This is a genomic window from Rhodococcus sp. NPDC003322, from assembly GCF_053589555.1.
Map to the genome: position 1 here is coordinate 987,284 of NZ_JBSFSC010000002.1, position 22,797 is coordinate 1,010,080.

The following is a 22,797-nucleotide window of genomic DNA, read 5'->3' on the forward strand; positions in this document are numbered from 1 at the left end:
ATGGAAGGCAAGCCCTCCTACGTCGCTCTTGCGTTCCATAAAACTAACCACTTAAGATTTAGGCAAGTTCAGTCCGAGTGGAACGGGTAGCCCGATGACCGACAACCAGACGTTCCGGCAGATGCGGGTGACGAGCAAGGAGCCGGCTGCGGCCGGGGTCGTGGCGGTGACCCTGGCGGACCCCGACGGTGCCGCACTCCCGACCTGGGAGCCCGGTGCCCACCTCGACCTCGTGTTCGGAGACATCACCCGCCAGTACTCGCTGTGCGGCGACGTCACCGACGAGACCTCGCTGACCGTCGCGGTACTGCGGGAACCGAACGGCCGCGGCGGGTCGGCATATGTGCACGACAAGCTGGAGGTCGGCGACGTGATCGGCGTCGGCGGACCCCGCAACAACTTCGCGCTGACCGCCGCGCCCTCCTACCTGTTCGTCGCCGGCGGCATCGGCATCACGCCGCTGCTGCCGATGCTCCGGTCGGTCGACGGACAGGGCCTCCCGTGGCGGTTGCTGTACGGCGGACGCACCCGCGAGAGCATGGCCTTCGGGGACGAACTGGTGGCCGCGCATCCCGACCGGGTGGAGCTGCGGCCGCAGGACGAGTACGGCGTCCTCGACCTCGCCGCCGCCCTGGACGCCGCGCCGGCGGGCACTGCGGTGTACTGCTGCGGACCCGAACCCCTGCTTCAGGCCATCGAGTCCGCATGCCGGGAGCGAGATCACGTGACCCTGCATGTCGAACGCTTCGCCGCCAAACGGATCGACGCCCGCGAGAACGGCGCGTTCGAGGTCGAACTCGGCAGCAGCGGTTCCGTCGTGGAGGTCGGCGCATCGGAATCCGTGCTCGACGCGTTGCAGCGCAGTGGGGTGGCCGTCGACTTCTCCTGCCGGGAGGGCACCTGCGGGACCTGCGAGGTCGCGGTTCTCGCCGGACGGCCCGATCACCGCGACTCGATCCTCACCGAGGACGAGCAGGCCGCGAACGACGCGATGATGATCTGCGTCTCCCGCAGCTGCACGCCACGGCTCGTCCTCGACCTCTGACCCACCCTTCGAGCGATCGACCCACCAGGAGACCCGAGTGAACCGGACCGAGCCCGCCGCCCTCGACGAGGTGCGCGACCAGGTCGCGATCGTGACGCTGAACCGTCCCGACGCCCTCCACTCCGTCAACGCCGCGCTGTCGGCGACGTGCAGCGCACGCACCCGGGTCGTGACGACCAGCGAGGACGCGAAGGAGGGGCCGCGCGCCTTCGCGGCCAAACGGACGCCGCAGTGGACCGGTCACTGACGGCGGCGGCTCGCGACGCCGCCCCGGCCTCCGCCGAAGCAGGCGTCTCGGGCGTTCGTGTCGTTGCCGCACTGTGCTTCTCGGTCATGACCCTCTCGATTCTGCAGGCCGCCGTGGTGCCGGTGATCCCGACGATGGCGCGGCAACTCGGGATCGGGCCGACGGCGGTCGGCTGGGTGTTGACCGCCAACCTGCTCGCCGCCGCGGTGACCACCCCGGTGCTCGGCAGGCTCGCCGATCAGCGCGGGGGGCGCCCGGTGCTGATCGGCGTGCTCACCGTGGTCGTCGTGGGGTCGGTGCTCTGCGTCGTGGCGCCCTCCCTGCCGCTGCTGATCGTCGGACGGGTACTGCAGGGCACCGCGTTCGCCCTGTTCCCGATCGGGGTGGCGGTGCTGCGCGCGGTGCTCGACGAGCGCCGGCTCACCCATGCCATCGGCATCATGTCCGGAATCATGGCGGCGGGAGCCGGATTCGGGATGGTCGCGGCCGGCCTGCTGGTCGCAGGCGACGGAGGCTACCGCCCTGTTTTCGGGATGTTGTTGGCCCTGAGTCTGATTGCGCTCGTGATCTCCTGGGTGTCGATCCCCCGCATCGGAGCCCCGCAACGACGCGGAGGCCTCGACGTCGCGGGTGCGGCCCTGCTCGCGGTCGGGCTGTCCGCCCTCCTGCTCGCGATCGCGGAGGGCGGCCGGTGGGGGATCGGACCGGCCCTTGTCCTGGCGGCCGGCGGCCTGTCGGTCCTGCTGTGGTGGTTCCGTCACGAAAAGCGTTGCACGGAACCACTGGTTTCGCCCCGGGTGCTCGTCGGACGTGCGGTGGCACCGGCGCATGTGGCAGCGCTGCTCGTCGGTGCGGCGATGTACGTCCAGTTCCTCGGCATCGCGCAGTTCGTCCAGGTCGGTCCCGACGTCGCCGGCTACGGGTTCGGTGCCTCCGTGCTGGAGGCCAGTCTGGTGTTCCTGCTGCCCGGCTCCGTCGCGGGAGCGCTGACTGCCGCCGTCAGCGGCAGGCTGGTCCATCGGTTCCGCGCGGACCGGGTCCTCGTCGCGATGTGCGCGGTGGGGGTGGCCGGGTTTGCGGTCCTGATCTTCGCGCACGAGAGGGCGTGGCAGATGGTCGTGGCCGTGGTGGTGGTCAACGTGTTCGTGAGCGGTGCCTACGCGGCCCTCCCCGCCCTGCTCGTGGACGCGGTGCCCGCCTCCGAGACCGCCGTGGTGAACGGGGTGAACGCGATCGCGCGCATCTTCGGCAGCTCGCTGGCGAGCGCCCTGGTCGCCGCCCTCCTCGCGGCGATGACGGTGCCGCGCACGGGCGCGGCGACCGAGTCGGCCTACGTGCTCGCCTTCGGCATCGGTGCGGCGGCCGCGGCCGCCGCCGGAGTGGCGGCACTGTCGGCTGGATATCAAAGGACAAATTTTGATTGACGTCTCACAGTGTGGGGCGTAGCCTGGGTCGCAAGCGCCGGAGGTCGTCATCGCCCCGGAATGCACTCTTCCGCACCGTGTTCCGAATCCGGTGCACGCCAACTTTATTCACGGTCAGATTTACGGACGCCGGTTGCCCGGCGATCCCTCCCGTCGGGCACAAGGAGCTCTCACATGAAACTCAACGACAAGGTCGCGATCATCACCGGAGGCGGCTCGGGTCTCGGGCGGCAGGCCTCCCAGCTGTTCGCTTCCGAGGGCGCCCGCGTCGCCGTCGTCGACATCGACCCGGAGCGCGCGGCGGGCACCGTCAAGCTCGTGCAGGAGCAGGGCGGCACCGCCATCGACATCGTCGCCGACGTCAGCAAGAAGGCGCAGATGGTCGACGCCGTCGCCCGCACCGTCGGCGAGTTCGGCAAGCTCGACATCATGTTCGCCAACGCGGGCGTCGTCTCGCGCGGTGGCGTGCCGTCGGTCGCCGGCGGTGAGCAGGTCGCCTTCGAGGACCTCACCGAAGAGGACTGGCAGCACGTCTGCGGCGTCAACCTCAGCGGTGTCATCTACTCCGCCCAGGCCGCGGTGCCCGCGCTCAAGGCCAACGGTGGGGGCGTCATCCTCGCCACCTCGTCCGCGTCCTCGATCGTGTCCTACCACAGCATCGCGCTGTACCAGGCGACGAAGGCGGGCATCAACGGGCTGGTCCGCGGCCTGAGCCTCGACCTCGGCAAGTTCGGCATCCGCGTCAACGCGATCGCACCCACCCACGGCATGTCGCCGAACTTCCTCGCCCCGGCGGGCACCCCGGTCGTCGGTCAGTCCTACGAGGAGACCGCCGGCCCGTGGGATCCGATCGTCTCGCCGATCCCGCTCAAGCTGAACCGTCCGCCGTCACTGGTCGACAACGCGAAGGCGGCACTGTTCCTCGTCTCCGACGACTCGGCCTACATGTCGGGTGTCACGATGCCGACCACCGACGGCGGCACCCTCTCGCGAGTCGGGATGTGGTTCGAGGAAGACCTGAACCCGACCGCGGCCTCTTAGGGCGTATCTCCCAATCCCCACTTCGCGCCGGGTGCATGCGAGGGGGATCGGGAGACACGCCCTGGACCGAACACACCATCACGAATCTCGACTGGAGAAGGACGACATGGCAGCCACGATCGGATCTGCACTGCACTGGTGGGCCGACACCAAGGGAGATCAGCGGGCGCTGATCGTCGACGACGAGGCGCTGACCTACCGGCAGCTGCAGGACTGGTCGAGCCGGGTGGCACGCCGGATCGCCGACGCCGGGATCGCGCCCGGCGATCGGGTGGGCGTCCTCGGACCGAACACGCTGACCTGGCCGGTGATCGCGCTCGGCGTGATCAAGGCCGGCGCCGTGCTTGTGCCGCTCAACCCGCGGCTCAAGCCGGCGGAACTGCGCAAGGTACTCGACGATTCGGGTGCGGCGATGACGATCGCGCCCAGCGAGTTCGCCGAGCAGATCGAGCAGACCCGGGCACTGGGAGGCGACTTCCAGGCCCTGTCGTTCGACGACTTCACCGGACTGCGCGACGGCGACCGCGACGACTTCCGCATCGACCGCGGGTACGACGAACCGGTCGCCATCCTCTTCACCAGCGGCTCGACCGGGCTGTCCAAGGGCGTCGTCTGCACCAACAAGACGCTGCTCAACATCGTCTTCGAGGCCACCCTCACCGAAGAGGGATTCCGTCCCGGCGGAACGTCGTTGCTGCTGCTTCCGCTCGTGTTCACACCCGGCCTCGTGTGGGGCCTGGTGATGTCGGTGGTGCTCGGAAACACCCTGGTGATCGAGAAGGAACTCAACCCCGGACGTGCGGCGAAGCTGCTGGGTGAGCATCGGGTGAACGCCCTGTTCGGTGTGCCCCTGGTGTTCGAGGCGATCTCGCGCACCCCGGAGTTCGACGCCGCCGACATGTCGTCGCTGCGCACCGCGATCGTCGGCGGCGCCGCGGTCGCACCCGCGCTCCTGAAGTCGTGGGCGGACAAGGGTGTTCAGCTGCGTCAGATCTACGGCATGACCGAGGCCGGTGGCGTCGCGACCGCCACCACCCGGGAAGAAGCGTTCACGCATCCCGACACGTGCGGGACGGGCTCGATCTTCACCGAGCTCAAGGTGGTTCGGCCCGACGGCACCCCCGCCGACCCGGGGGAGGAGGGCGAGATCGTGCTCCGCGGCCCCGGCGTGACTCCCGGGTACTGGAACGACGACGAGTCCACCGCGCAGGCCCTGCGCGACGGCTGGCTGCACAGCGGCGACCTCGGCACGCTCGACGACGGTGGCCGCGTGAAGTTCGTCGACCGGATGAAGGACCTCATCATCACCGGAGGCATCAACATCTCGCCGGTCGAGATCGAACGGGTGATCGGTGGCATCGACGGTGTCGAGGAGGTCGCGGTGATCGCCGCGGCCGACGAGCGGTTCGGTGAGACCCCGGCCGCCATCGTCACCGTCAGCGGCGACGTCGACGCCGCCGCGATCGTGGCCCACTGCGACGAGGTGGTGGCCGACTACAAGGTGCCCCGGTACGTCGTGATCCGGGACGAACCGCTTCCCCGGCTGCCCAGCGGGAAGCTGTCCAAGACCGCTATCCGTTCCGAATACCGTGATGTGGCGGAGCGATTCAGCAAGGTGCGTTGAGACGATGAGTGACGAAGGCGCGGTGACCGGCGGCCCGGTGGTGGTCGAGCGGGACGGGGAGATCGCGATCGTGCGGTTGCACCGGCCCGATCGACTCAACGCCTTCACCGACGAGATGTGCGAGCGCATCCTCGCGGTGATGGACGAGTGCGACGCGGACGACACCGTGCGCGCGGTGGTGCTCACCGGCACCGGGCGGGCGTTCTGCGCCGGCGCCGATCTCGCGTCCGGTGGCGACACCTTCGTCCTCGGCGACGACCCGGAGACCGGGGGCGCTCCCGCCGACCAGGGCGGGCGCGTCGCCCTTCGGCTCTATCGGTCCACCAAGCCGGTGATCGCGGCGATCAACGGCCCCGCCGCTGGCGTCGGCGTCACGATGACGCTGCCCGCCGACGTCCGGATCGCCTCGGACACCGCACGCTTCGGGTTCGTGTTCACCCGGCGCGGCATCGTCCCGGAGGCGTGCTCGTCCTGGTTCCTGCCGCGGGTCGTCGGGATCTCCGCCGCGCTGCGGTGGACGCTCGGCGGCAAGATGGTGCCGGCCGCGGAGGCTCTCGAGCACGGCCTGGTCAGCGAGATCGTGCCCGCCGACCGGGTGCTCTCGCGCGCGATCGAGGTCGCGCGCGAGATGGTCGGTGGCACCGCGCCGGTGTCGGTCGCCCTGACCCGTCAGTTGATGTGGCGGATGCTCGGGGCGGACGGCCCGGAGTCCGCGCACCGGGCCGACTCGCTCGCGGTGTACCTGCGGGGGACCTCGGGCGATGCACGCGAGGGCGTCGAGTCCTTTCTGGAGAAGCGCGAGCCGGACTTTCCCGACCGGATTTCGACCGGATTGCCCGATCTCTTCGGCGAGTCCGGTTAGCCGTCGCCCACTCCCGCGGCGGTAACATCGTCGCGGGAGTAGGGCGCGGGGCCGTACACCTGGAGAAGGGTGACATGGCTCGACGGCGAACCGGCAGTGTCCTGAGTGAGAATCCGGAGGAGGCGCGGGGACAGATCCTCGAGGCCGCGGAACGGACCTTCGAGCGTTACGGCGCGGCGAAAACCACGATGGACGACATCGCAAAGGAAGCCGGCGTATCCCGACCGACCGTGTACCGCTACTTCAGCGATCGCGACACCCTGATCACCGCGCTCATCGAGGTGCGCTCGCGGCGGATGTTCGGCAAGGCCCGCACCTTCCTGCGCAAGCGGAAGACGTTCGCCGACCAGATCGTCGACGGGCTGATCTATCTGGTGGACATGGGCCGCAAGGATCCCGTGGTGCGACTGATCGTCAGTCCCGAGCACATGGATCTGGCGACCGCCCTGGTCGGCAGCTCGGGCCTGGCGGCGCGCCTGACCGAGGAGATGTGGGCGCCGGTGATCGACGAGGCCCGCGATCGCGGCGAGGTGCGGGCGGACCGCACGAACGCGGAGATCTGCCAGTGGATCGCACTGGTCGAACTGATCCTCGTCGGACGGATGGACTTCGGTTCCGACGAGGACCCGGAGCATCGCCGGATGCTGACCAACTTCCTGGTCCCGGGCATTCTCACGCCCGAGGCTGCCGCCGCGGCCGGCATCTGAGCCGATCACGTGAACCTCGGTGGCGCCCTCGGCGCAAGATCGTCCTAGCGATCGCTAGGTAGCCATGGGATGCTGTGGCGACGGCAATCTTGCGCAAGGAGAGTTACATGGCACTGCCCTCGATCCTCAAGGACCGGCTGCGTCTGCCCGTGGTGGCGTCGCCGATGTTCATCGTGTCGAACCCGGACCTCGTCATCGCCCAGTGCACGTCGGGCATCGTCGGATCGTTCCCGTCGCTCAACGCCCGCCCGCAGTCGCAGTTGCATGAGTGGCTGACGCAGATCGGCGAGGCGCTGGCGAAGCACGACGCGAACAACCCCGAGGCGCCGTCCGCGCCGTACGCGGTGAACCTGATCGTGCACAAGTCCAACGACCGACTCGAGCAGGATCTCGCCACCATCGTCGAGTTCCAGGTGCCGATCGTGATCACCTCGCTCGGCGCCCGCGAGGACGTCAACGCGGCGATCCACTCGTACGGCGGAATCGTGCTGCACGACATCATCAACGACAAGTTCGCCCACAAGGCGGTCGAGAAGGGTGCGGACGGCCTGATCGCCGTCTCCGCGGGCGCGGGCGGGCACGCCGGCACCCAGTCGCCGTTCGCGTTGGTCCAGGAGATCCGGCAGTGGTTCGACGGACCGCTGCTGCTGTCGGGCTCGATCGCGCACGGCCGCTCGATCCTCGCCGCCCAGGCCGCGGGTGCTGACCTCGCGTACATCGGTTCGGCGTTCATCGCCACCGAGGAGGCGGGCGCCGTCGACGCCTACAAGCAGATGATCGTCGACTCCGGCGCGTCGGACATCGTGTATTCCAACCTGTTCACCGGCGTGCACGGAAACTACCTGCGCGGCAGCATCTCCGCGGCGGGCATGGACCCCGACAACCTCGCGACCTCCGACCCGTCCGCGATGGACTTCGGCACCGGCGAGTCCGACGGGACCGAGGCCGCGAAGAGCGAGGCGAAGGCGTGGCGCGACATCTGGGGCGCCGGCCACGGCGTCGGCGCGGTGCAGGCCGTCGTGCCCGCCGCCGAGCTCGTCGAGCGGCTCAAGGCCGAGTACGCCGCCGCGAGGACCGCGCTCCTCGACGCCTGACCCCTCCCTGGGTTCCCAAATGTCACATCGGCTCACTCGAGGACACCCGATGTGACATTTGGGAACCGGCGCGGGCGGGGACTGCCTACTTGAACTCGGCGGCGATGTCGCGGCCGATGATCTCCTTCATCACCTCGGTGGTGCCGCCGTAGATCGTCTGGATCCGGGTGTCCACGTAGGCGCGGCCGATCGGGTACTCCATCATGAAGCCGTAGCCGCCGTGCAGCTGCACTCCGCGGTCCACGACACGCTTCTGCAGCTCGGTGGCCCACCACTTGGCCTTGGACGCGTCGACGGCGGTGAGTTCACCCGCGTTGAGGGCGAGCACGCAGCGGTCGATGTGCGACTCGGTGACCTCGATCTCGGTGAGCATCTCGGCGAGCACGAAGCGGCTGTTCTGCAGGTCGCCGATCGGCTTGCCGAACGCCTTGCGCTCGAACGCGTAGTTCTTGGTCCACTCGTAGGCGGCGCGGGCCGCGGTGACGGCGCCCACGGCGATACCGATCCGCTCCAGCGGCAGGTTCTCCATCAGATGGATGAAACCGCGGCCCTCGGTGCCGAGCAGGTTCTCCGCAGGCACCCGCACGTTCTCGAAGACGAGCTCGGCGGTGTCCTGCGCGGCGAGGCCGACCTTGTGCAGCTTGCGGCCGCGGCTGAAGCCCGGAGTGTCGCGTTCGACCACGATGAGCGAGAAGCCCTTCGACCCGGCGTTCGGGTCGGTGCGGCACACGACGATCACCAGGTCGGAGTGAATCCCGTTGGTGATGAACGTCTTCTGCCCGTTGATCACCCACTCGTCACCGTCCCGGACCGCGGTCGTCTTGACGCCCTGCAGGTCCGAGCCCGCGCCGGGCTCGGTCATCGCGATGGCGCCGATCAGCTCACCGGCGGCCATCCGCGGCAGCCAGCGATCCTTCTGTGCCGCGGTGCCGAGGTGCAGGATGTAGGGGATCGCGATGTCGTCCTGCAGGGCGAGGCTGGACCCGAACGACGTGGTCCCGGTGCGGGCGATCTCCTCGGACACGACATGCCGGAATCGGTAGTCGGTGACCCCCGAGCCGCCGAACTCCTCGGGGACGCCGAGACCGAGGATGCCGGACTTGCCCGCGGCGACATAGGCGGCCCGGTCGATGAGGCGATCCTCCTCCCACTGCAGGTAGTGGGGTTCGACCTCGCGGGCGAGGAACTCGCGGACGGTGCCGCGGTAGTCCTCGTGATCGGACTCGAAATGCTTGCGCTGCATGACTCTCACTCCTCGATGGCTCAGGCGTTGACGGTCTGGGTGCCCCGGTCGCTGCCGAGCAGCCCGGCCAGGCGCTCGGAGATCAGGGACTCCGCGTCGGCGACGATCCGTTCGACGAGTTCGCCCGCGGTCGGGATGTCGTGGATGATGCCCTGCACGGTGCCGACGGTCCAGATGCCGGCCTCCGGGTCGCCGTTCTCGTACACGAGGCGGCCGCGGGCCCCGGCGACCAGTTCACGCACGTCCTCGAACTGCCCACCGCGGCTGAGGATCTCGACCACCTCGCGGCTGACGGTGTTGCTGGCCACCCGGGCGGTGTTGCGCAGCGGGCGGAAGATCAACTCGGTGTCCGTCTCCTTCGCGGCGACGATCGCCTCCTTGATGGTGCGATGGATCGGGGACTCCTCGGTGCACATGAAGCGGGTGCCCATGTTGATGCCGTCGGCGCCGAGTGCCAGCGCGGCGACCAGGCCGCGGCCGTCGCCGAAGCCGCCGGAGGCGACCATCGGGATGGTGATCTGCTCGGCCGCGGCGGCGATCAGCACCAGGCCGGGGATGTCGTCCTCGCCGGGATGCCCTGCACATTCGAACCCGTCGATGCTGATGCCGTCGACGCCGATGTCCTGGGCCTTGACCGCGTGCCGGACGCTGGTGCACTTGTGCAACACCTTGACGCCGGCGGCGTGGAAGTCGGGCAGGTGCGGGGCGGGGTTGGAGCCGGCGGTCTCGACGATCTTGACGCCGGACTCGATGATGACCTGCCGGTACTCGTCGTACGGGGGCGGGGTGATCGCGGGCAGGATGGTCAGGTTCACGCCGAACGGCTGGTCGGTCAGCTCGCGGGTGCGGGCGATCTCCTTCGCGAGATCGTCCGGGGTGGGCTGGGTGAGCGCGGTGATCATGCCGAGTGCGCCGGCGTTCGCCACGGCGGCAACGAGTTCGGCGCGACCGACCCACTGCATGCCGCCCTGCACGATGGGGTGGCGGACGCCGAAGGTCTCGGTGAATGCGGTGGTCAGCACGTAATTCTCCTCGCGGTGCGGGTTGTCAGGAAGCGGTGGGATGGCCGACCACGCGCAGGGCGATGGCGGTGTACCGGTCGGCGACTTCGTCCGGGGTCAGCGGTCCGTCGATCTGGAACCAGCGGGCGATGGACTGGCCCATGCCGAGGAGGGCGCGGACGGTCTCGGGGACGTCGTCGACAACGAAGACCTTCCGGTCGACACCGTCCGTCACCAGATCGAGAGCCATGAGCTCGAGCCTCTTGCGGGTCGCGGCGTAGTTGCGGCGGTTGTCCGGCGAGACGTGCCGCAGTTCGGAGTCGAGGGCGGACTGCCGGGCGCGGTGCGTCATGTTCAGCACCACCGCCTCGAAGAAGTACGTGAAGCGCAGGACCGGATCGTCACCGCCGTCGGTGACCGCGGCCACGCAGCGGTCGATCAGGTCGCGGACGGCGGTGTCGAGCAAGGCCACGAGAACCGCTTCCTTGTTCTCGTGGTGGTAGTACAGGGCGGGCACCGTCACTCCGACCCGGCGGGCCAGATCGCGGACCGTGGTGCCGTGGAAGCCGTTTTCGTGGAACGCCTCCAGCGCGTTCTCGAGGATGGGGCCGAGCTGCATCGGCTCGAATTCCCGCCAGTTGGTGGTGGTTTCGGGCGATGCAGGCATCGGCCCCTCCTCTCGTCGCGTGTGGGTCAGCGCGGGGCCATGCGGATGGCGCCGTCGAGACGGATGGTCTCGCCGTTGAGCATCGGGTTCGACACGATGTGCGCGGCCAGGGCGCCGTACTCGGACGGATCGCCGAGGCGCGACGGGTGCGGCACCTGCCCGCCGAGGGACTTCTGGGCCTCCTCGGGCAGCGAGCCGAGCAGCGGGGTCTTGAACAGGCCCGGTGCGATGGTGACGACGCGGATCAGCAGCGACGCGAGGTCGCGGGCGATCGGCAGGGTCATGCCGACGACGCCGCCCTTGGAGGCGGAGTATGCGGCCTGGCCGATCTGACCGTCGAACGCGGCGACGGAGGCGGTGTTGATGATGACGCCGCGCTCGCCCTCGATGGGCTCGGTCTTCGCGATCCGCTCGGCGGCGAGGCGGAGCACGTTGAAGGTGCCGAACAGGTTGACGTCGACGACCTTCTTGAAGGCGTCGAGCGGGAACGCGCCCTGCTTGTTCACCGTCTTGATGGCGTTGCCGATGCCGGCGCAGTTCACCGCGACGCGCAGCGGGCCGAGGGACTCGGCCACGTCGAGGGCCTCGGTGACGGCGGCCTCGTCGGTGACGTCGGCGGCGACGAAGCGGACCCGGTCGCCGAGCTCCTTGGCGACGGTCTCGCCGTTGGAGGACGGCAGGTCGATGATGACGACCTGGGCGCCGTCGGCGAGCAGGGCCTTGGTGGTGGCCAGGCCGAGGCCGGAGGCGCCACCGGTGACGACGGCGACGCTGTCGTTGATGATCATGCGTTTTCCTTTCGAGACGTGTTGTGGATCAGAGGCGTTCGATGATGGTGGCGTTGGCCATGCCCGCGCCCTCGCACATCGTCTGGAGACCGTAGCGGCCACCGGTGTTCTCGAGGTGGTGCAGCAGGGTGGTCAGCAGCCGGGTGCCGGACGACCCGAGTGCGTGGCCGAGGGCGATCGCGCCGCCGAGCGGGTTCAGCTTGGCCGGGTCGGCGCCGAATTCGTGGGCCCACGCCAGCGGCACCGGGGCGAAGGCCTCGTTGACCTCGTAGGCGTCGATGTCGTCGATGCCGAGTCCGGCCTTCGCGAGGACCTTGTGGGTGGCCGGGATCGGCGCGGTCAGCATGAACATCGGGTCGTCGCCGGCGACCGAGAACGAGTGGAAGCGGGCGCGCGGGGTCAGGCCCAGCTTGGTCGCGGCCTCCTCGCTCATGATCAGCACCGCGGAGGCGCCGTCGGTCAGCGGGGACGAGTTGCCGGGGGTGATCTGCCAGGGGGCCTCGGGGAAGCGCTCGGCGAAGGCGTCGGTGCGGAAGGACGGCTTGAGCCCGCCAAGGCCCTCGGCGGTGGTCGACGCGCGGACCGTCTCGTCGACGGTGTGCGAGACGGTCTCGCCGGCGGCGTTGGTCACGTCGATCGGCAGGATCTCGCGGTCGAAGGCTCCGGAGGCGATCGCGGCCGCCGCACGCTGGTGCGACTGCGCGGAGAAGGCGTCGAGCGTGTCCCGGTCGAACTTCCACTTGGCGGAGATCAGCTCCGCCGAGATGCCCTGGTGGACGAGGCCTTCCGGGTACCGGGCGGCGATGGACGGGCCGTGGGTGTCCTGACCCATCGGGGAGGTACCCATCGGGATGCGGCTCATCGACTCGACACCGCACGCGATGACGATGTCGTAGGCGCCGGCGATGACGCCCTGCGCGGCGAAGTGTGCGGCCTGCTGGCTCGACCCGCACTGCCGGTCGATGGTGGTGGCGGGCACCGAGTCCGGGAACCCGGCCGCGAGCAGCGCGGTCCGGGAGATGTTCAGCGCCTGCTCGCCGACCTGCTGTACGCAGCCGCCGATCACGTCGTCGACGAGGGCGGGGTCGAGGTTGTTGCGTTCGGTGATCGCGCGGAGCACGTGCGCGAGCAGCTCGACGGGATGCGTGCCGGACAGCGCGCCGCCCATCTTGCCCTTGCCGGAGGCGAGGCGGACTGCGTCGACGATGACTGCGTTCGTCATGGTGTTGGTGCCTTTCGTGGGGTTTGGCGGTCCGGTGCCCCGGAGGGGGGTCGACAGGGCACCGGACCGTGATCGTGGGGTTAGCGGCCCTGCCAGACCGGGGTGCGCTTCTCGGCGAAGGCCTTCGGGCCTTCCTGCGCGTCGGCGCTGGTGAAGACGACCTTGAGGGCCTTGAGGTTCTCCTGCCAGACACCGGCTTCCCAGTCGGCGCCGGTCGCGGTGTTGTGGATCATGGCCTTCGACTCGCGCACCGCCAGCGGCGCGTTGCCCGCGATCTTCTCGGCCAGCTCGAGGGCGAGGTCCAGCGCGGTGCCGGCCGGGGCGACCCGGTTGACCAGCCCGAGCTCCTTGCCCTGCGCGGCGGTGATCGGTTCGCCGGTCAGCGCCAGCTCGAGGGCAACCTTCTTCGGGATCTGCTGCTGCAGGCGGATGACGCCACCGGCCGCGGCGAACAGGCCGCGCTTGACCTCGGGCAGGCCCAGCTGCGCGTTCTCGTCGACCACGGCCAGATCGCTGGCGAGGACGAGTTCGGTGCCGCCACCGAGGGCGAAACCGTTCACCGCCGCGATGGTCGGCTTGCTCACCCAGTGCTGGGCGTAGCCGGCGAAACCCCACTCCGGGTGGCCGTCGGCGTCGAGGGACTGGCCGGAGCCGAGCGCCTTCAGGTCCGCGCCCGCGCAGAAGGCGCGGCCCGAACCGGTGATCACGATGACCCGCACCTCGTCGTCGGCCTCGGCCTGCTCGAGCAGGGTGCCGACCGCCGTGGACAGTGCCGCGTTGACCGCGTTCATGGCTCGGGGTCGGTTCAGCGTGATGAGCGCGACGTTGCCGCGCCGCTCGTACAGCGCCGCGGGCTCGGGCGCAGTGGTCGACTCGTCGGCCATGGGTTGCTCCTCGGTTGGATCGAACGGGATTACTGAACGCTCGCTAAGACACCTATCACGGGACCCGCGGGCCGGTCAATGGGTCCCGTTAGCTAGCGACCGCTCAGTGAGGTCTGGTACTGATGAGAACGGCCGCGGCGTGCGGCCGAACCGAGCAACCAGGGAGACGGCATGCGGGCAGTGCAGGTGGTCGAGGCGATCGGACCGGACGGCCTCCGCGTCGTCGACATCCCCGAACCGGATCCGGCCGGCCTGGTCGTCGTCGACCTCGAAGCCGCCGGCGTCTCCTTCCCCGACCTGCTGCAGACGTCGGGCGGCTACCAGGTGGTCCGCCCGACCCCGTTCGTCCCTGGCGTCGAAGGCGCGGGAATCGTGCGGGAAGCCCCCGCCGACAGCGGATTTCACGCCGGCGACCGCGTGGTCGCGCTGTCGCTGGGCGGCGCGTGGCAGGGGACCGTCGCCGTCCCGGCGTCGATCGTGTTCCGGTTGCCCGACACCGTGTCGCTGACCGCGGGCGCCGGGTTCCTGATGAACTACCTCACCGCACACTTCGCCCTCACCGAACGCGCCCGGTACCGGGCCGGCGAGACGGTCCTCGTGCACGGCGCCGCCGGCGGCCTCGGGACGGCGTGCCTGCAGGTCGCGGCCGCCCTCGGCCTGGACGCCATCGCGGTCGTGAGCACCGAGGAGAAGGCGCGGGTCGCCGCCGCCAACCGCGCCACCCACACCGTGCTCGCCGACGGATTCAAGGACTCGGTCGCCGAGATCACCGCAGGCCGCGGCGTCGACATCGTCCTCGACCCGGTCGGCGGCGATCGCTTCCTCGACAGCCTGCGCAGCCTGGCCACGAACGGCAGGCACGTCGTCCTCGGCTTCACCGGCGGCGAGATCCCCACCGTCAAGGTGAACCGGTTGCTGCTCAAGAACATCGCGGTGCTCGGCGCCGGATGGGGCGAGTACGTCCGCGAGGACTTCGGCTACCCGGCCCGCCAGTGGGCCGAACTCGAACCCCTCCTGGCGTCCGGTGCCCTGCAGGTCGCCGAACCGACCGTCCACCCCCTCGAGCACGCGGGCGACGCGCTGCGCAGCCTCGAATCCCGCAGCGCCACCGGCAAAGTGGCGATCACCTTCCGATCCTGACTTCCCGAGAAGGACAGTTCAATGAGTACCGACACCAACGACGTCCTCGTCGACCTGACCGACGGCGTCCTGCGCATCACCATCAACCGGCCGTCCCGGATGAACGCCGTCACCACCGAGACCCTCGCCGCCGCAGCCGACGCCCTCGAGAAGCACGCCGGTGACCGGGCTGTCCGCGTCGTCGTCCTCACCGGCACCGGCCGGGCGTTCTGCACCGGAGCCGACCTGTCCACCATCGACGACCTGACCGGCCCGCCCGACAGCGCCACCATCGACGCCGCCAACCGGCTCGTCGCCGCGCTGCGCGCGTTCCCGCGCCCGGTCGTCGCCGCCGTCAACGGCCCGGCCGCCGGGGTCGGGGTCTCGCTCGCCCTCGGCGCGGACCTCACCGTCGCCACCGAGTCGAGCTACCTGCTGCTCGCATTCACCAAGATCGGCCTGATGCCCGACGGTGGTGCGACCGCTCTCGTCGCGGCGTCCATCGGGCGGGCCCGCGCACTGAAGATGGCGCTGCTCGCCGAGCGGCTGCCCGCGACCGACGCGCTCGACGCGGGCCTGATCGCCCGGGTGTATCCCGATGCCACGTTCGCCGCCGACGTCGAGGCGCTCGTCAGGGGCCTCGTCGTCGGACCGTCGGATGCCTTCGCGGCCACCAAGACCGCGATCAACGACGCCACCCTCGGCCAGCTCGACCCGGCGTTCGCCCGCGAGCGCAGCGGTCAGCTCGAACTGCTCGCCGCCGCCGACTTCGCGGAGGGCGTCGACGCGTTCCTGAACAAGCGGCCTGCGGTCTTCGGCCAAGGCTGACCGTCTTCGTCCGCTCGCTCCACCGCCACACCGTCGCGGGTGGAGGTGCCCCTCGTCCGGTTGGGCCGAGCGAAGGTGCCCTTCATCCACACGGGGTGGGGCGGTGTGGCATGGGAACGTTCACCTCGGCTTTGCCCCAACGGTTTTCATCGCGATCGCCACGTACTTCTTCGCGACCTCTTCGGGGGACAGGGTGCCTTCCGCGTGGTACCAACGGGGGATGGACTGGCACATGCCGAGCAGCGCGCGGGTGGTCTCGGCGGGGTCCTCGACGTCGAAATCCCCACTGGCCGTACCGTCCTGGACAATCCCGAGCACGACTTCCTCGATGCCCTTGCGCACCGCGCGGTACCGCTGCCGGTTCTCCGCGCTCAGGTACCGCACCTCGCCCTCGAGCGACGCGAGCCGCGAACGCGTCGTCATCCGCAACACGATCGCCTCGATGACGTTCGCGAGCCGCTGCACCGGATCGTCGCCGCCGTCGGCGTCCGCGGCGTGCGCCCGCGCCAGCACGTCCGCCGTCGACAACTCGAGCAGGGCGATCAGCAGCCCCTCCTTGCTGTCGTGGTGGTAGTACAGCGCGGGCACCGTCACCCCGACCCGGCGGGCCACCTCGCGGACCGTCGTCCCGTGGTAGCCGAGTTCGTAGAACGCGTCGAGCGACGCCGACAGGATCGGGGTCAGCTCGACGTCCTTCAGCCGACGCCAGTCGCCGGCCGTCTCGTCTGGAGCCGGTTCCTCGACGGGTTCACCCATTGCCCTACCAAACGTCTCGATCGCCAGAATGTCACTGCAAAGGGTACCGGTCACCCGACAGCGCCCCGTCGAACACAGTGGCCCGTCAGACCGATTCGGCAGCACCCGCCGCGTCGAGCAGTTCCCGCACCGCCTGCCGGACCCGCGCATCCCCGCCCGGGCCGAGCGTGCACCACGCGGCCCCGTCCGCGGCCGCGCTCGTGGTGCCGACGATCCGGCCCTCGCCGGTGTCGAACACCGTCACCGGGCCGGACGTGCCCGTCCGGCCCTCCCGGTGCGTGAGCGCGACGATCTCCGCGTGCGCCCGGCACGAGCCGAGCGCGTGCGCGAGCCGGTCGGCGTCCCGCTCCGCCACGCCGAGGGACGTCAACCGGCGCGCGACGGCGGGAGGGTCGGTGACATCGTGCAGGGCCGCCGCCAGCGGCTCGGTCGGCGCGCTGACCGAACCGACGTCGAGCCCGACACCGCGGCCGATCACGTCGAGCACCAGGTCGGGTTCGGCGGTACCGACGTCCGCCAGCACGTAGGTGTCCGCCGCTCGCAGCGCCAGCACCACCCCGGCAGGGCCCTGGGCCAGACACATCCGGGACACGGCGCCGTCGCCGGGGTACCAGCGCAGGGCGAGCTCGACGGTCGGGCGGGCGAGCACCGCCAGTCGATCGACGATCCCCGGGTGCGGATGGTCACCGCGCAGCAGCCCCCGCGCCTGCAAGGACTCACGAGCCGCGGCGAACGCCACATCGCGGGCCGCGACCGTGTCGAACCTGGACATGGTGGCGAGCACCACCGGCAGTTCGTCGACCCCGAGCAGGTGCAGCAGCAGGTCGATTTCGTCGCCGCTCAGCGTCACCGACCCCAGCCGGCCGCCGATCAAGGGCGTGGTCACCGGTCGCCGCCGATCACCGACGGGATCACCACCCGGCCGTCCTCGAAGTGCTCGAAGCTCTTCAGGTATCCCGGCGTCCGGTGCTCCTCGTCCTCGGCGCCCTGCGACGCACCCGCACCGAGCGGGGCACCGAGGTGCCCGGGCCGGGCCGCGGCCGCGGCCTCCACCCGGGCGACGGGCGCCGGCTCGAGTCCGGGGACTGCGCCCGTCGCGGCGCCGCGGCCCGCGAATCCCGAGCCGCCGGTGCCGGTGGCGCCGCCCCAGCCCTCCGGCAGGGTGATCCGCGGGGCGCCCGCAGGCCCGCCGCGTCCGGGACCGCCGGAGTACCCCGCCGCGCCGACGGTCCGGGCGGATCCGCCGGATCGAGCCTCCGAGGCGGCACCCGTCACCGTCGGGGCGCCCGCGTCGCCGAACCGGCTGCCGCCGATCGCAGCCGCCGCGGCCGGGGCCAGCGCCGACGCCGCCCCCGCGACCGTGCTGACCCCGGTCCCGGCGATCGAGCCGACCTGTGACGCCGCGGCCACCACCGTCGGGTTCTGCGCCTGCGCGAGCACCGTGCCGAGCGCGGCCTGCGCGGCCTGCGCCGGGTTTACCGCGAAGTCGGACAGCAGGGTGTTCTGGGGAACGGGAGCCACAGGCGCGTCCGCCGGCGCCGCGCCGCCCGCGTTCGCCAGCGGCGGTGGGGGACTGAAGCCCTGCTGCACCGAGACGATGCTCGACGCCGACTCGTACGCCTCCATCACCAGCGCCGCCCGCAGGTCCATCGCCTTGTCTGCGGCCTCGGCGGCCGCGCCGGCGCCGGCCAGCGAACCACCGACGGTGTGGGCGGCGACGGTCGCGGCCTTGACCGCGGCGATCTCGGCGAGGATCGGCATCGTGGCCCGCGCGATGGTGTGCGCGGCGGCCTCGGCGCCTGCCTTCGCGGCGGTCGCGGTGGCCACCGCGGCGGCCTGCTGCGTCCACGTCAGGAACGGGGCGAGCTTCGCGAGCGCCGCGTCGGATGCGACCCCCTCCCAGCCGACCCGCAGTTCCGTCATCACCTTCGTGACGGTGGCGGTGGCGTCGGTCAGGCCGGTCGCGACGGCGGACCAAGCGGTGCCCGCGGCCGCGAACCCGGCCGGTCCGATGCCCGCGTTCAGCGAGGTCGAGTTCCAGGTGGCACCCCGGGGGAACCAGACGACGCCGGTGAAGCCCAGTGTCATTTCGTGCTCCTTCCTACGGTCGGATCGGCTCGGATCACATGCCCGCGGCGAGCGCGGCGCCGAACGAATGGTCCAGGCCCTCGTACTCGGCGGCCTGCTTGCGCAGCGTCGCGGCCGCCGCCCACAGTTCCGCGATGCCCGTCGCCGCCGCAGGCAGGAAGCTGTCGGCGACCGAGTTGAAGTACGACGCGGCCAGCACCGACACCTCCTCCGTGCCGGCGGGCGCCATGTGCAGTGCGGGCGCGTTGGCGTCGACGGTTGCCTGGAGTCGCTGCGCGAGGGCCTCGAGTTGGGTGGCCGCGGAGATCAGGGCGTCGGGTGAGACGAACACGTGTCCGGTCATGGGCGGTCTCCTGGCTGGCTCGATCGAAATGATCCGTCAGGGGGTTGGACGCGCCCGTCGGTCGAACGGTTCCCGCAGATTCCACCCGCCGGCCACCCGCCGAGGGAGGGTGGGCGGCGGTGCGGTGGGGTCAGCCCCAGCCGAGTTCGTGCAGCCGGTCCTCTTCGATGCCGAAGTAGTGCGCGATCTCGTGGATGACGGTGATCGCCACCTCGTCGACCACGTGCTCCTCGTCGTCGCAGATGTCGAGGATCGCCTCGCGGTAGATCGTGATGGTGTCGGGCAGCGAACCGCCGTAGTGGCTGTCGCGTTCGGTCAGCGCGATGCCGTGGTAGAGCCCGAGCAGGCCCGGGTCCTCCTCGTCGCGGTCGTCGACGAGGACGACGACGTTGTCGATGGCCGCCGCCAACTCCGGCGGGATCAGGTCGAGGGCTTCGGAGACCAGTTCGTCGAACCTGGCCTCGGACATCTGCACCGCCATCAGTTCCCCAGCGGAGCTGCGCCCGGCAGCGGCGTCGGGATGGACCGGCCCTCGGGCAGCGGCGGCGGCGCGACCGGGGGCGCTCCGTTGATCAGGATGTCGCCCTTGGCCGAACCCACGATCGGCGCGAAGCCGCCGCCGTCGATCTCCTTGCCGACCGAGCAGTTCACCTTCCGGCTGCCGGCGAGCCAGCTGCTCAGGTCGAGGTTGTCCCAGAACAGGGTCAGGGTCTTGTTCCGCAGCGCGTCCGGCGATCCGAGGTACTCGTTCGCCGCCTGCGTGCACGTCTCCTCCAGGTACTTGTCCTGGTCGGCGACGGCGGGGAAGCCGCCCGGGAACTTCGCGCCCAGGTCCACCACCGAGATGACCTCGAAGGCGTGCGCCTGCGAGCAGTCCACCGGGTCGGCGGGCACGTTCTGGTTGATGCCGATGCAGGTGCCTGCCTCCCACACCTTCGACTGGTCCTGACCCTGGACCGCACCGGTGACCGCGAGCACGGTTCCGGTGGTGCTCGACCGCTGCAGCCCGCAGCGGATGGTCCGCTCGCCGGCCGCCCAGCCGGCTTCACCGGGGTTGATCAGGCCGACGCTGTACTTGCCGTGCGGGTCGAAGTGCGCGCCGAGGTACTCGGTGACGGCGGGGGTGCAGTGTTCGTCACGCAGTTGCGAGAACCGGAGCACGCTCGGGAAGCGGGAGCCCGGGCCGAACTCGGCGCCGGGGAAGACGCTCAGGTCCACCTCGGAGGCCACCTCGAACAGGTGCTCCTCGGCGCAGTCGACCTTCGACAGGTCGCTGGCGTCCGCTTCCGTCCACGTCAGGCAGTCGCCGGCGGCGGCGGTGCCGAACGCCTTCCCGGCCACCGCGCCGGTCGCCATCGGTCCGCCGCTGTTGGCGTCGGGTTTCAGTTCGTCGCCGCCCTTGAACCCGCCGGAGATGACGACGGTGGCGATCGCCGCGATCACCGCGCCGAGCGCGACCGCGATCAGGGCGCGGCGGGTGACCTTCGCGGACAGTTGCCTGCCGCCGGTCCAGCGCTCGGCCGCGGACCAGCCGCCTGTGGGTGCGGCGTCGTCCCGTCCCCCCTGCGGGCCGTCTGCCGGGGCCGGGGTCGGGTCGTCGTGAGCTGAGCTGTGTTCGTCGGACATCGCCCTCCATCATGCCTGCCGCGCGCGTCCCGATCGCCGACACACCGAAACGGAAATGAGGCGTTCCCGACACCCGGCCACTGGGCAGGCTCCGCGCCAAACGGCGACCAAGTAGGGTTTCGGTCGTGATTGACCTCAAGTTCCTGCGGGAAAACCCCGACGTCGTCCGCCAGTCGCAGCGCACTCGGGGAGAGGATCCCGCGCTGGTCGACGCACTGCTCGCGGCCGACGAGTCCCGCCGCGCCGCGGTGCTGGCCGGGGACAACCTGCGGGCCGAACAGAAGGCCCTCGGGAAGAAGGTCGGGCAGGCATCGCCGGAGGAGCGGCCCGCGCTGCTGGCCGGTGCGAAGGAACTTGCGCAGCAGGTCAAGGACGCGGAGGCCGCGCAGCACGAGGCCGACGCCGCCCTGGAGGCCGCGCAGCGCGCGATCTCCAACATCGTCCAGGACGGCGCCCCCGCCGGTGGTGAGGACGACTTCATCACCCTCGACACGGTCGGCGAACTGCCGACGTTCGACTTCGAGCCGAAGGACCACCTCGAGCTCGGCGAGTCGCTCGGGCTGCTCGACATGGAACGCGGCGCGAAGGTCTCCGGCGCGCGCTTCTACTTCCTCACCGGGTTCGGTGCGCTCCTGCAGCTGGGCATGCTGCAGCTGGCCGCGCAGAAGGCCACCGCCAACGGGTTCACGATGATGATCCCGCCGGTGCTGGTGCGCCCCGAGATCATGCAGGGCACCGGCTTCCTCGGCCAGCATTCCGAGGAGGTCTACCACCTCGAACAGGACGACCTGTACCTCGTCGGCACCTCCGAGGTTCCGCTCGCCGGCTACCACTCCGGGGAGATCCTCGACCTGTCCGCCGGCCCGAAGCGGTACGCCGGCTGGTCGTCGTGCTTCCGTCGCGAGGCGGGCAGCTACGGCAAGGACACCCGCGGCATCATCCGCGTCCACCAGTTCGACAAGGTGGAGATGTTCACCTACTGCAAGCCGGAGGACGCGGACGCCGAGCATCAGCGCCTGCTCGGCTGGGAGCGGGAGATGCTCGCCGCGATCGAGGTGCCGTACCGCGTCATCGACGTCGCCGGCGGCGACCTCGGCTCCTCGGCGGCCCGCAAGTTCGACTGCGAGGCGTGGGTGCCGACCCAGCAGCGCTACCGCGAGCTGTCGTCGACGTCGAACTGCACCACCTTCCAGGCGCGCCGTCTCGGCGTCCGGTACCGCGACGAGAACGGCAAGCCGCAGATCGCCGCGACCCTCAACGGCACCCTCGCCACCACCCGCTGGATCGTCGCGATCCTCGAGAACCATCAGCAGGCCGACGGCTCCGTGACGGTGCCCGCCGCGCTGCAGCCGTTCGTCGGCACGGACGTGCTGCGCGCGCCTTAACCCCCCACCATTTTCGACCGAATGTGGCCTTCGTTCAATCCGACTGAACGAAGGCCACATTCGGTCGGACAGGGGATTGGGTAGCGTCGGACGGTATGACCGACGAACCGATCGATCCGCGGTTGCAGGAGATCGCGCAGCGCGTGTTCGACGCCGCCCGGGCCGGTGACGCCGACACCCTCGCCGCGTACCTCGATGCCGGGGTCCCGGTGAACCTGACCACCGGCACCGGCGACACCCTCGTGATGCTCGCCGCGTACCACGGGCACGCCGCCGCGGTGCAGCTGCTGGCCGACCGCGGCGCGGACGTGAACCGGCTGAACGCCCGCGGCCAGTCGCCGGTCGCCGGCGCGATCTTCAAGGGCGAGGAGGCCGTGGTGCGGGTGCTCGCCGCCGCCGGCGCCGACCCCCGGGCCGGGCATCCCACCGCCGTCGACGCCGCGACGATGTTCGGCCGCGAGGACTACCTCGCGCTGTGGGACCGCGCATAGTCGACGCCGCCCGCCGCGGTCACCCGGGAACGCCGGAGAGGCCGAACGGGTTGTGGCCCGTTCGACCTCTCGGTGGATCGGCACGCTCAGTCGAGGTCGCCGAAGAGCCCCTCGACCGCGGCCGTGCGAATCGACGTCCGCATCGCCTCGCAGCCTCGTGTCAGTGACGCGGTGTCACCTCGGGCGGCGAGGGGTGCCAGCGCGGGGCACGCCGCGACCGCGTCCTCGGTCCACTGCACACCGGTGTGTTCCCAGCTGAACTTCTCCACGAGCACGGACACCCCGCACTCGCGGCACTGCACGGATTGCATC

25 protein-coding genes are annotated in these 22,797 nt (G+C 70.5%); 12 read left to right on the forward strand and 13 right to left on the reverse strand.

Features of this window, described 5'->3' with window-relative positions:
• Positions 1-94: 94 nt before the first annotated feature.
• The 8 genes from ACWDUM_RS10900 (at position 95) to ACWDUM_RS10935 (ending at position 8,044) form a co-directional block, all read left to right on the forward strand.
• Positions 95-1,045 carry a PDR/VanB family oxidoreductase gene (locus ACWDUM_RS10900; RefSeq protein ID WP_450133979.1) on the forward strand — a complete coding sequence of 317 codons (951 nt, stop codon included), beginning with the start codon at positions 95-97 and terminating at the stop codon, positions 1,043-1,045.
• Positions 1,046-1,082: 37 nt separating this feature from the next.
• Positions 1,083-1,292, forward strand: coding sequence for a hypothetical protein (locus ACWDUM_RS10905; RefSeq protein WP_450133980.1), 210 nt, complete (start codon positions 1,083-1,085; stop codon positions 1,290-1,292).
• Positions 1,277-2,716, forward strand: a complete 1,440-nt coding sequence (locus ACWDUM_RS10910; protein WP_450133981.1) for an MFS transporter — start codon at positions 1,277-1,279, stop codon at positions 2,714-2,716. Before ACWDUM_RS10905 ends, ACWDUM_RS10910 begins: the two co-directional genes overlap by 16 nt.
• 174 nt (positions 2,717-2,890) lie before the next feature.
• The gene (locus ACWDUM_RS10915) at positions 2,891-3,757 is read left to right on the forward strand and encodes an SDR family NAD(P)-dependent oxidoreductase (RefSeq protein ID WP_450133982.1); all 867 of its coding nucleotides are present in this window, start codon (positions 2,891-2,893) and stop codon (positions 3,755-3,757) included.
• A 106-nt stretch (positions 3,758-3,863) separates the two neighbouring features.
• Positions 3,864-5,381, forward strand: a complete 1,518-nt coding sequence (locus ACWDUM_RS10920; RefSeq protein ID WP_450133983.1) for a class I adenylate-forming enzyme family protein — start codon at positions 3,864-3,866, stop codon at positions 5,379-5,381.
• A 4-nt stretch (positions 5,382-5,385) separates the two neighbouring features.
• The gene (locus ACWDUM_RS10925; RefSeq protein ID WP_450133984.1) at positions 5,386-6,243 is read left to right on the forward strand and encodes an enoyl-CoA hydratase-related protein; all 858 of its coding nucleotides are present in this window, start codon (positions 5,386-5,388) and stop codon (positions 6,241-6,243) included.
• Positions 6,244-6,317: 74 nt separating this feature from the next.
• A complete protein-coding gene (locus ACWDUM_RS10930) occupies positions 6,318-6,950 on the forward strand; it encodes a TetR/AcrR family transcriptional regulator (RefSeq protein WP_450112604.1) in 633 nt (210 codons plus the stop codon).
• A 107-nt stretch (positions 6,951-7,057) separates the two neighbouring features.
• Positions 7,058-8,044, forward strand: coding sequence for an NAD(P)H-dependent flavin oxidoreductase (locus tag ACWDUM_RS10935; RefSeq protein WP_450133985.1), 987 nt, complete (start codon positions 7,058-7,060; stop codon positions 8,042-8,044).
• An 85-nt stretch (positions 8,045-8,129) separates the two neighbouring features.
• On the opposite strand, the gene ACWDUM_RS10940 is transcribed toward ACWDUM_RS10935, so the two are convergent.
• The 6 genes from ACWDUM_RS10940 to ACWDUM_RS10965 form a co-directional block, all read right to left on the reverse strand.
• Positions 8,130-9,287 carry an acyl-CoA dehydrogenase family protein gene (locus ACWDUM_RS10940; protein ID WP_450133986.1) on the reverse strand — a complete coding sequence of 386 codons (1,158 nt, stop codon included), beginning with the start codon at positions 9,285-9,287 and terminating at the stop codon, positions 8,130-8,132.
• A gap of 20 nt (positions 9,288-9,307) precedes the next feature.
• Positions 9,308-10,309 carry an NAD(P)H-dependent flavin oxidoreductase gene (locus ACWDUM_RS10945; protein WP_450133987.1) on the reverse strand — a complete coding sequence of 334 codons (1,002 nt, stop codon included), beginning with the start codon at positions 10,307-10,309 and terminating at the stop codon, positions 9,308-9,310.
• 25 nt (positions 10,310-10,334) lie between these two features.
• Positions 10,335-10,955 (reverse strand): TetR/AcrR family transcriptional regulator, encoded by a 621-nt coding sequence (locus ACWDUM_RS10950; protein WP_450133988.1) that lies wholly within the window; start codon positions 10,953-10,955, stop codon positions 10,335-10,337.
• Between the two features lie 26 nt (positions 10,956-10,981).
• Positions 10,982-11,743, reverse strand: coding sequence for a 3-hydroxyacyl-CoA dehydrogenase (locus tag ACWDUM_RS10955; protein WP_450133989.1), 762 nt, complete (start codon positions 11,741-11,743; stop codon positions 10,982-10,984).
• Between the two features lie 28 nt (positions 11,744-11,771).
• Positions 11,772-12,965, reverse strand: a complete 1,194-nt coding sequence (locus tag ACWDUM_RS10960; RefSeq protein WP_450133990.1) for a thiolase family protein — start codon at positions 12,963-12,965, stop codon at positions 11,772-11,774.
• A gap of 80 nt (positions 12,966-13,045) precedes the next feature.
• The gene (locus ACWDUM_RS10965; RefSeq protein ID WP_450133991.1) at positions 13,046-13,849 is read right to left on the reverse strand and encodes a crotonase/enoyl-CoA hydratase family protein; all 804 of its coding nucleotides are present in this window, start codon (positions 13,847-13,849) and stop codon (positions 13,046-13,048) included.
• A 171-nt stretch (positions 13,850-14,020) separates the two neighbouring features.
• Here ACWDUM_RS10965 and ACWDUM_RS10970 point away from each other — a divergent pair, with 171 nt between their 5' ends.
• A complete protein-coding gene (locus tag ACWDUM_RS10970; RefSeq protein ID WP_450133992.1) occupies positions 14,021-14,989 on the forward strand; it encodes an NADPH:quinone oxidoreductase family protein in 969 nt (322 codons plus the stop codon).
• A 21-nt stretch (positions 14,990-15,010) separates the two neighbouring features.
• Complete coding sequence (locus ACWDUM_RS10975; protein WP_450133993.1) at positions 15,011-15,796, forward strand: enoyl-CoA hydratase; 786 nt, start codon at positions 15,011-15,013, stop codon at positions 15,794-15,796.
• Positions 15,797-15,916: 120 nt separating this feature from the next.
• Here ACWDUM_RS10975 and ACWDUM_RS10980 read toward each other — a convergent pair whose 3' ends face one another.
• The 6 genes from ACWDUM_RS10980 to ACWDUM_RS11005 form a co-directional block, all read right to left on the reverse strand.
• On the reverse strand, positions 15,917-16,552 hold the full coding sequence (locus tag ACWDUM_RS10980; protein WP_450133994.1) for a TetR/AcrR family transcriptional regulator: 636 nt from the start codon (positions 16,550-16,552) through the stop codon (positions 15,917-15,919).
• Between the two features lie 85 nt (positions 16,553-16,637).
• Positions 16,638-17,438 carry an ESX secretion-associated protein EspG gene (locus ACWDUM_RS10985; RefSeq protein WP_450133995.1) on the reverse strand — a complete coding sequence of 267 codons (801 nt, stop codon included), beginning with the start codon at positions 17,436-17,438 and terminating at the stop codon, positions 16,638-16,640.
• The gene (locus ACWDUM_RS10990) at positions 17,435-18,640 is read right to left on the reverse strand and encodes a PPE domain-containing protein (protein ID WP_450133996.1); all 1,206 of its coding nucleotides are present in this window, start codon (positions 18,638-18,640) and stop codon (positions 17,435-17,437) included. Before ACWDUM_RS10990 ends, ACWDUM_RS10985 begins: the two co-directional genes overlap by 4 nt.
• A gap of 34 nt (positions 18,641-18,674) precedes the next feature.
• Complete coding sequence (locus ACWDUM_RS10995) at positions 18,675-18,983, reverse strand: PE family protein (protein ID WP_450112617.1); 309 nt, start codon at positions 18,981-18,983, stop codon at positions 18,675-18,677.
• A gap of 130 nt (positions 18,984-19,113) precedes the next feature.
• Positions 19,114-19,464 (reverse strand): metallopeptidase family protein, encoded by a 351-nt coding sequence (locus ACWDUM_RS11000; protein ID WP_450112618.1) that lies wholly within the window; start codon positions 19,462-19,464, stop codon positions 19,114-19,116.
• Positions 19,464-20,609, reverse strand: a complete 1,146-nt coding sequence (locus tag ACWDUM_RS11005; protein ID WP_450112619.1) for a septum formation family protein — start codon at positions 20,607-20,609, stop codon at positions 19,464-19,466. Before ACWDUM_RS11005 ends, ACWDUM_RS11000 begins: the two co-directional genes overlap by 1 nt.
• 125 nt (positions 20,610-20,734) lie before the next feature.
• Between ACWDUM_RS11005 and serS the strand changes: the two genes are divergently transcribed.
• Both serS and ACWDUM_RS11015 read left to right on the forward strand, forming a co-directional pair.
• Complete coding sequence (gene serS / locus ACWDUM_RS11010; RefSeq protein ID WP_450133997.1) at positions 20,735-21,994, forward strand: serine--tRNA ligase; 1,260 nt, start codon at positions 20,735-20,737, stop codon at positions 21,992-21,994.
• Positions 21,995-22,089: 95 nt separating this feature from the next.
• Entirely contained in the window at positions 22,090-22,485 is a 396-nt protein-coding gene (locus ACWDUM_RS11015; RefSeq protein WP_450133998.1) for an ankyrin repeat domain-containing protein, read from the forward strand.
• Positions 22,486-22,571: 86 nt separating this feature from the next.
• Here the strand turns inward: ACWDUM_RS11015 and ACWDUM_RS11020 are convergent, their stop codons facing one another.
• Entirely contained in the window at positions 22,572-22,796 is a 225-nt protein-coding gene (locus ACWDUM_RS11020) for a hypothetical protein (RefSeq protein WP_450112622.1), read from the reverse strand.
• Position 22,797: the final 1 nt, after the last annotated feature.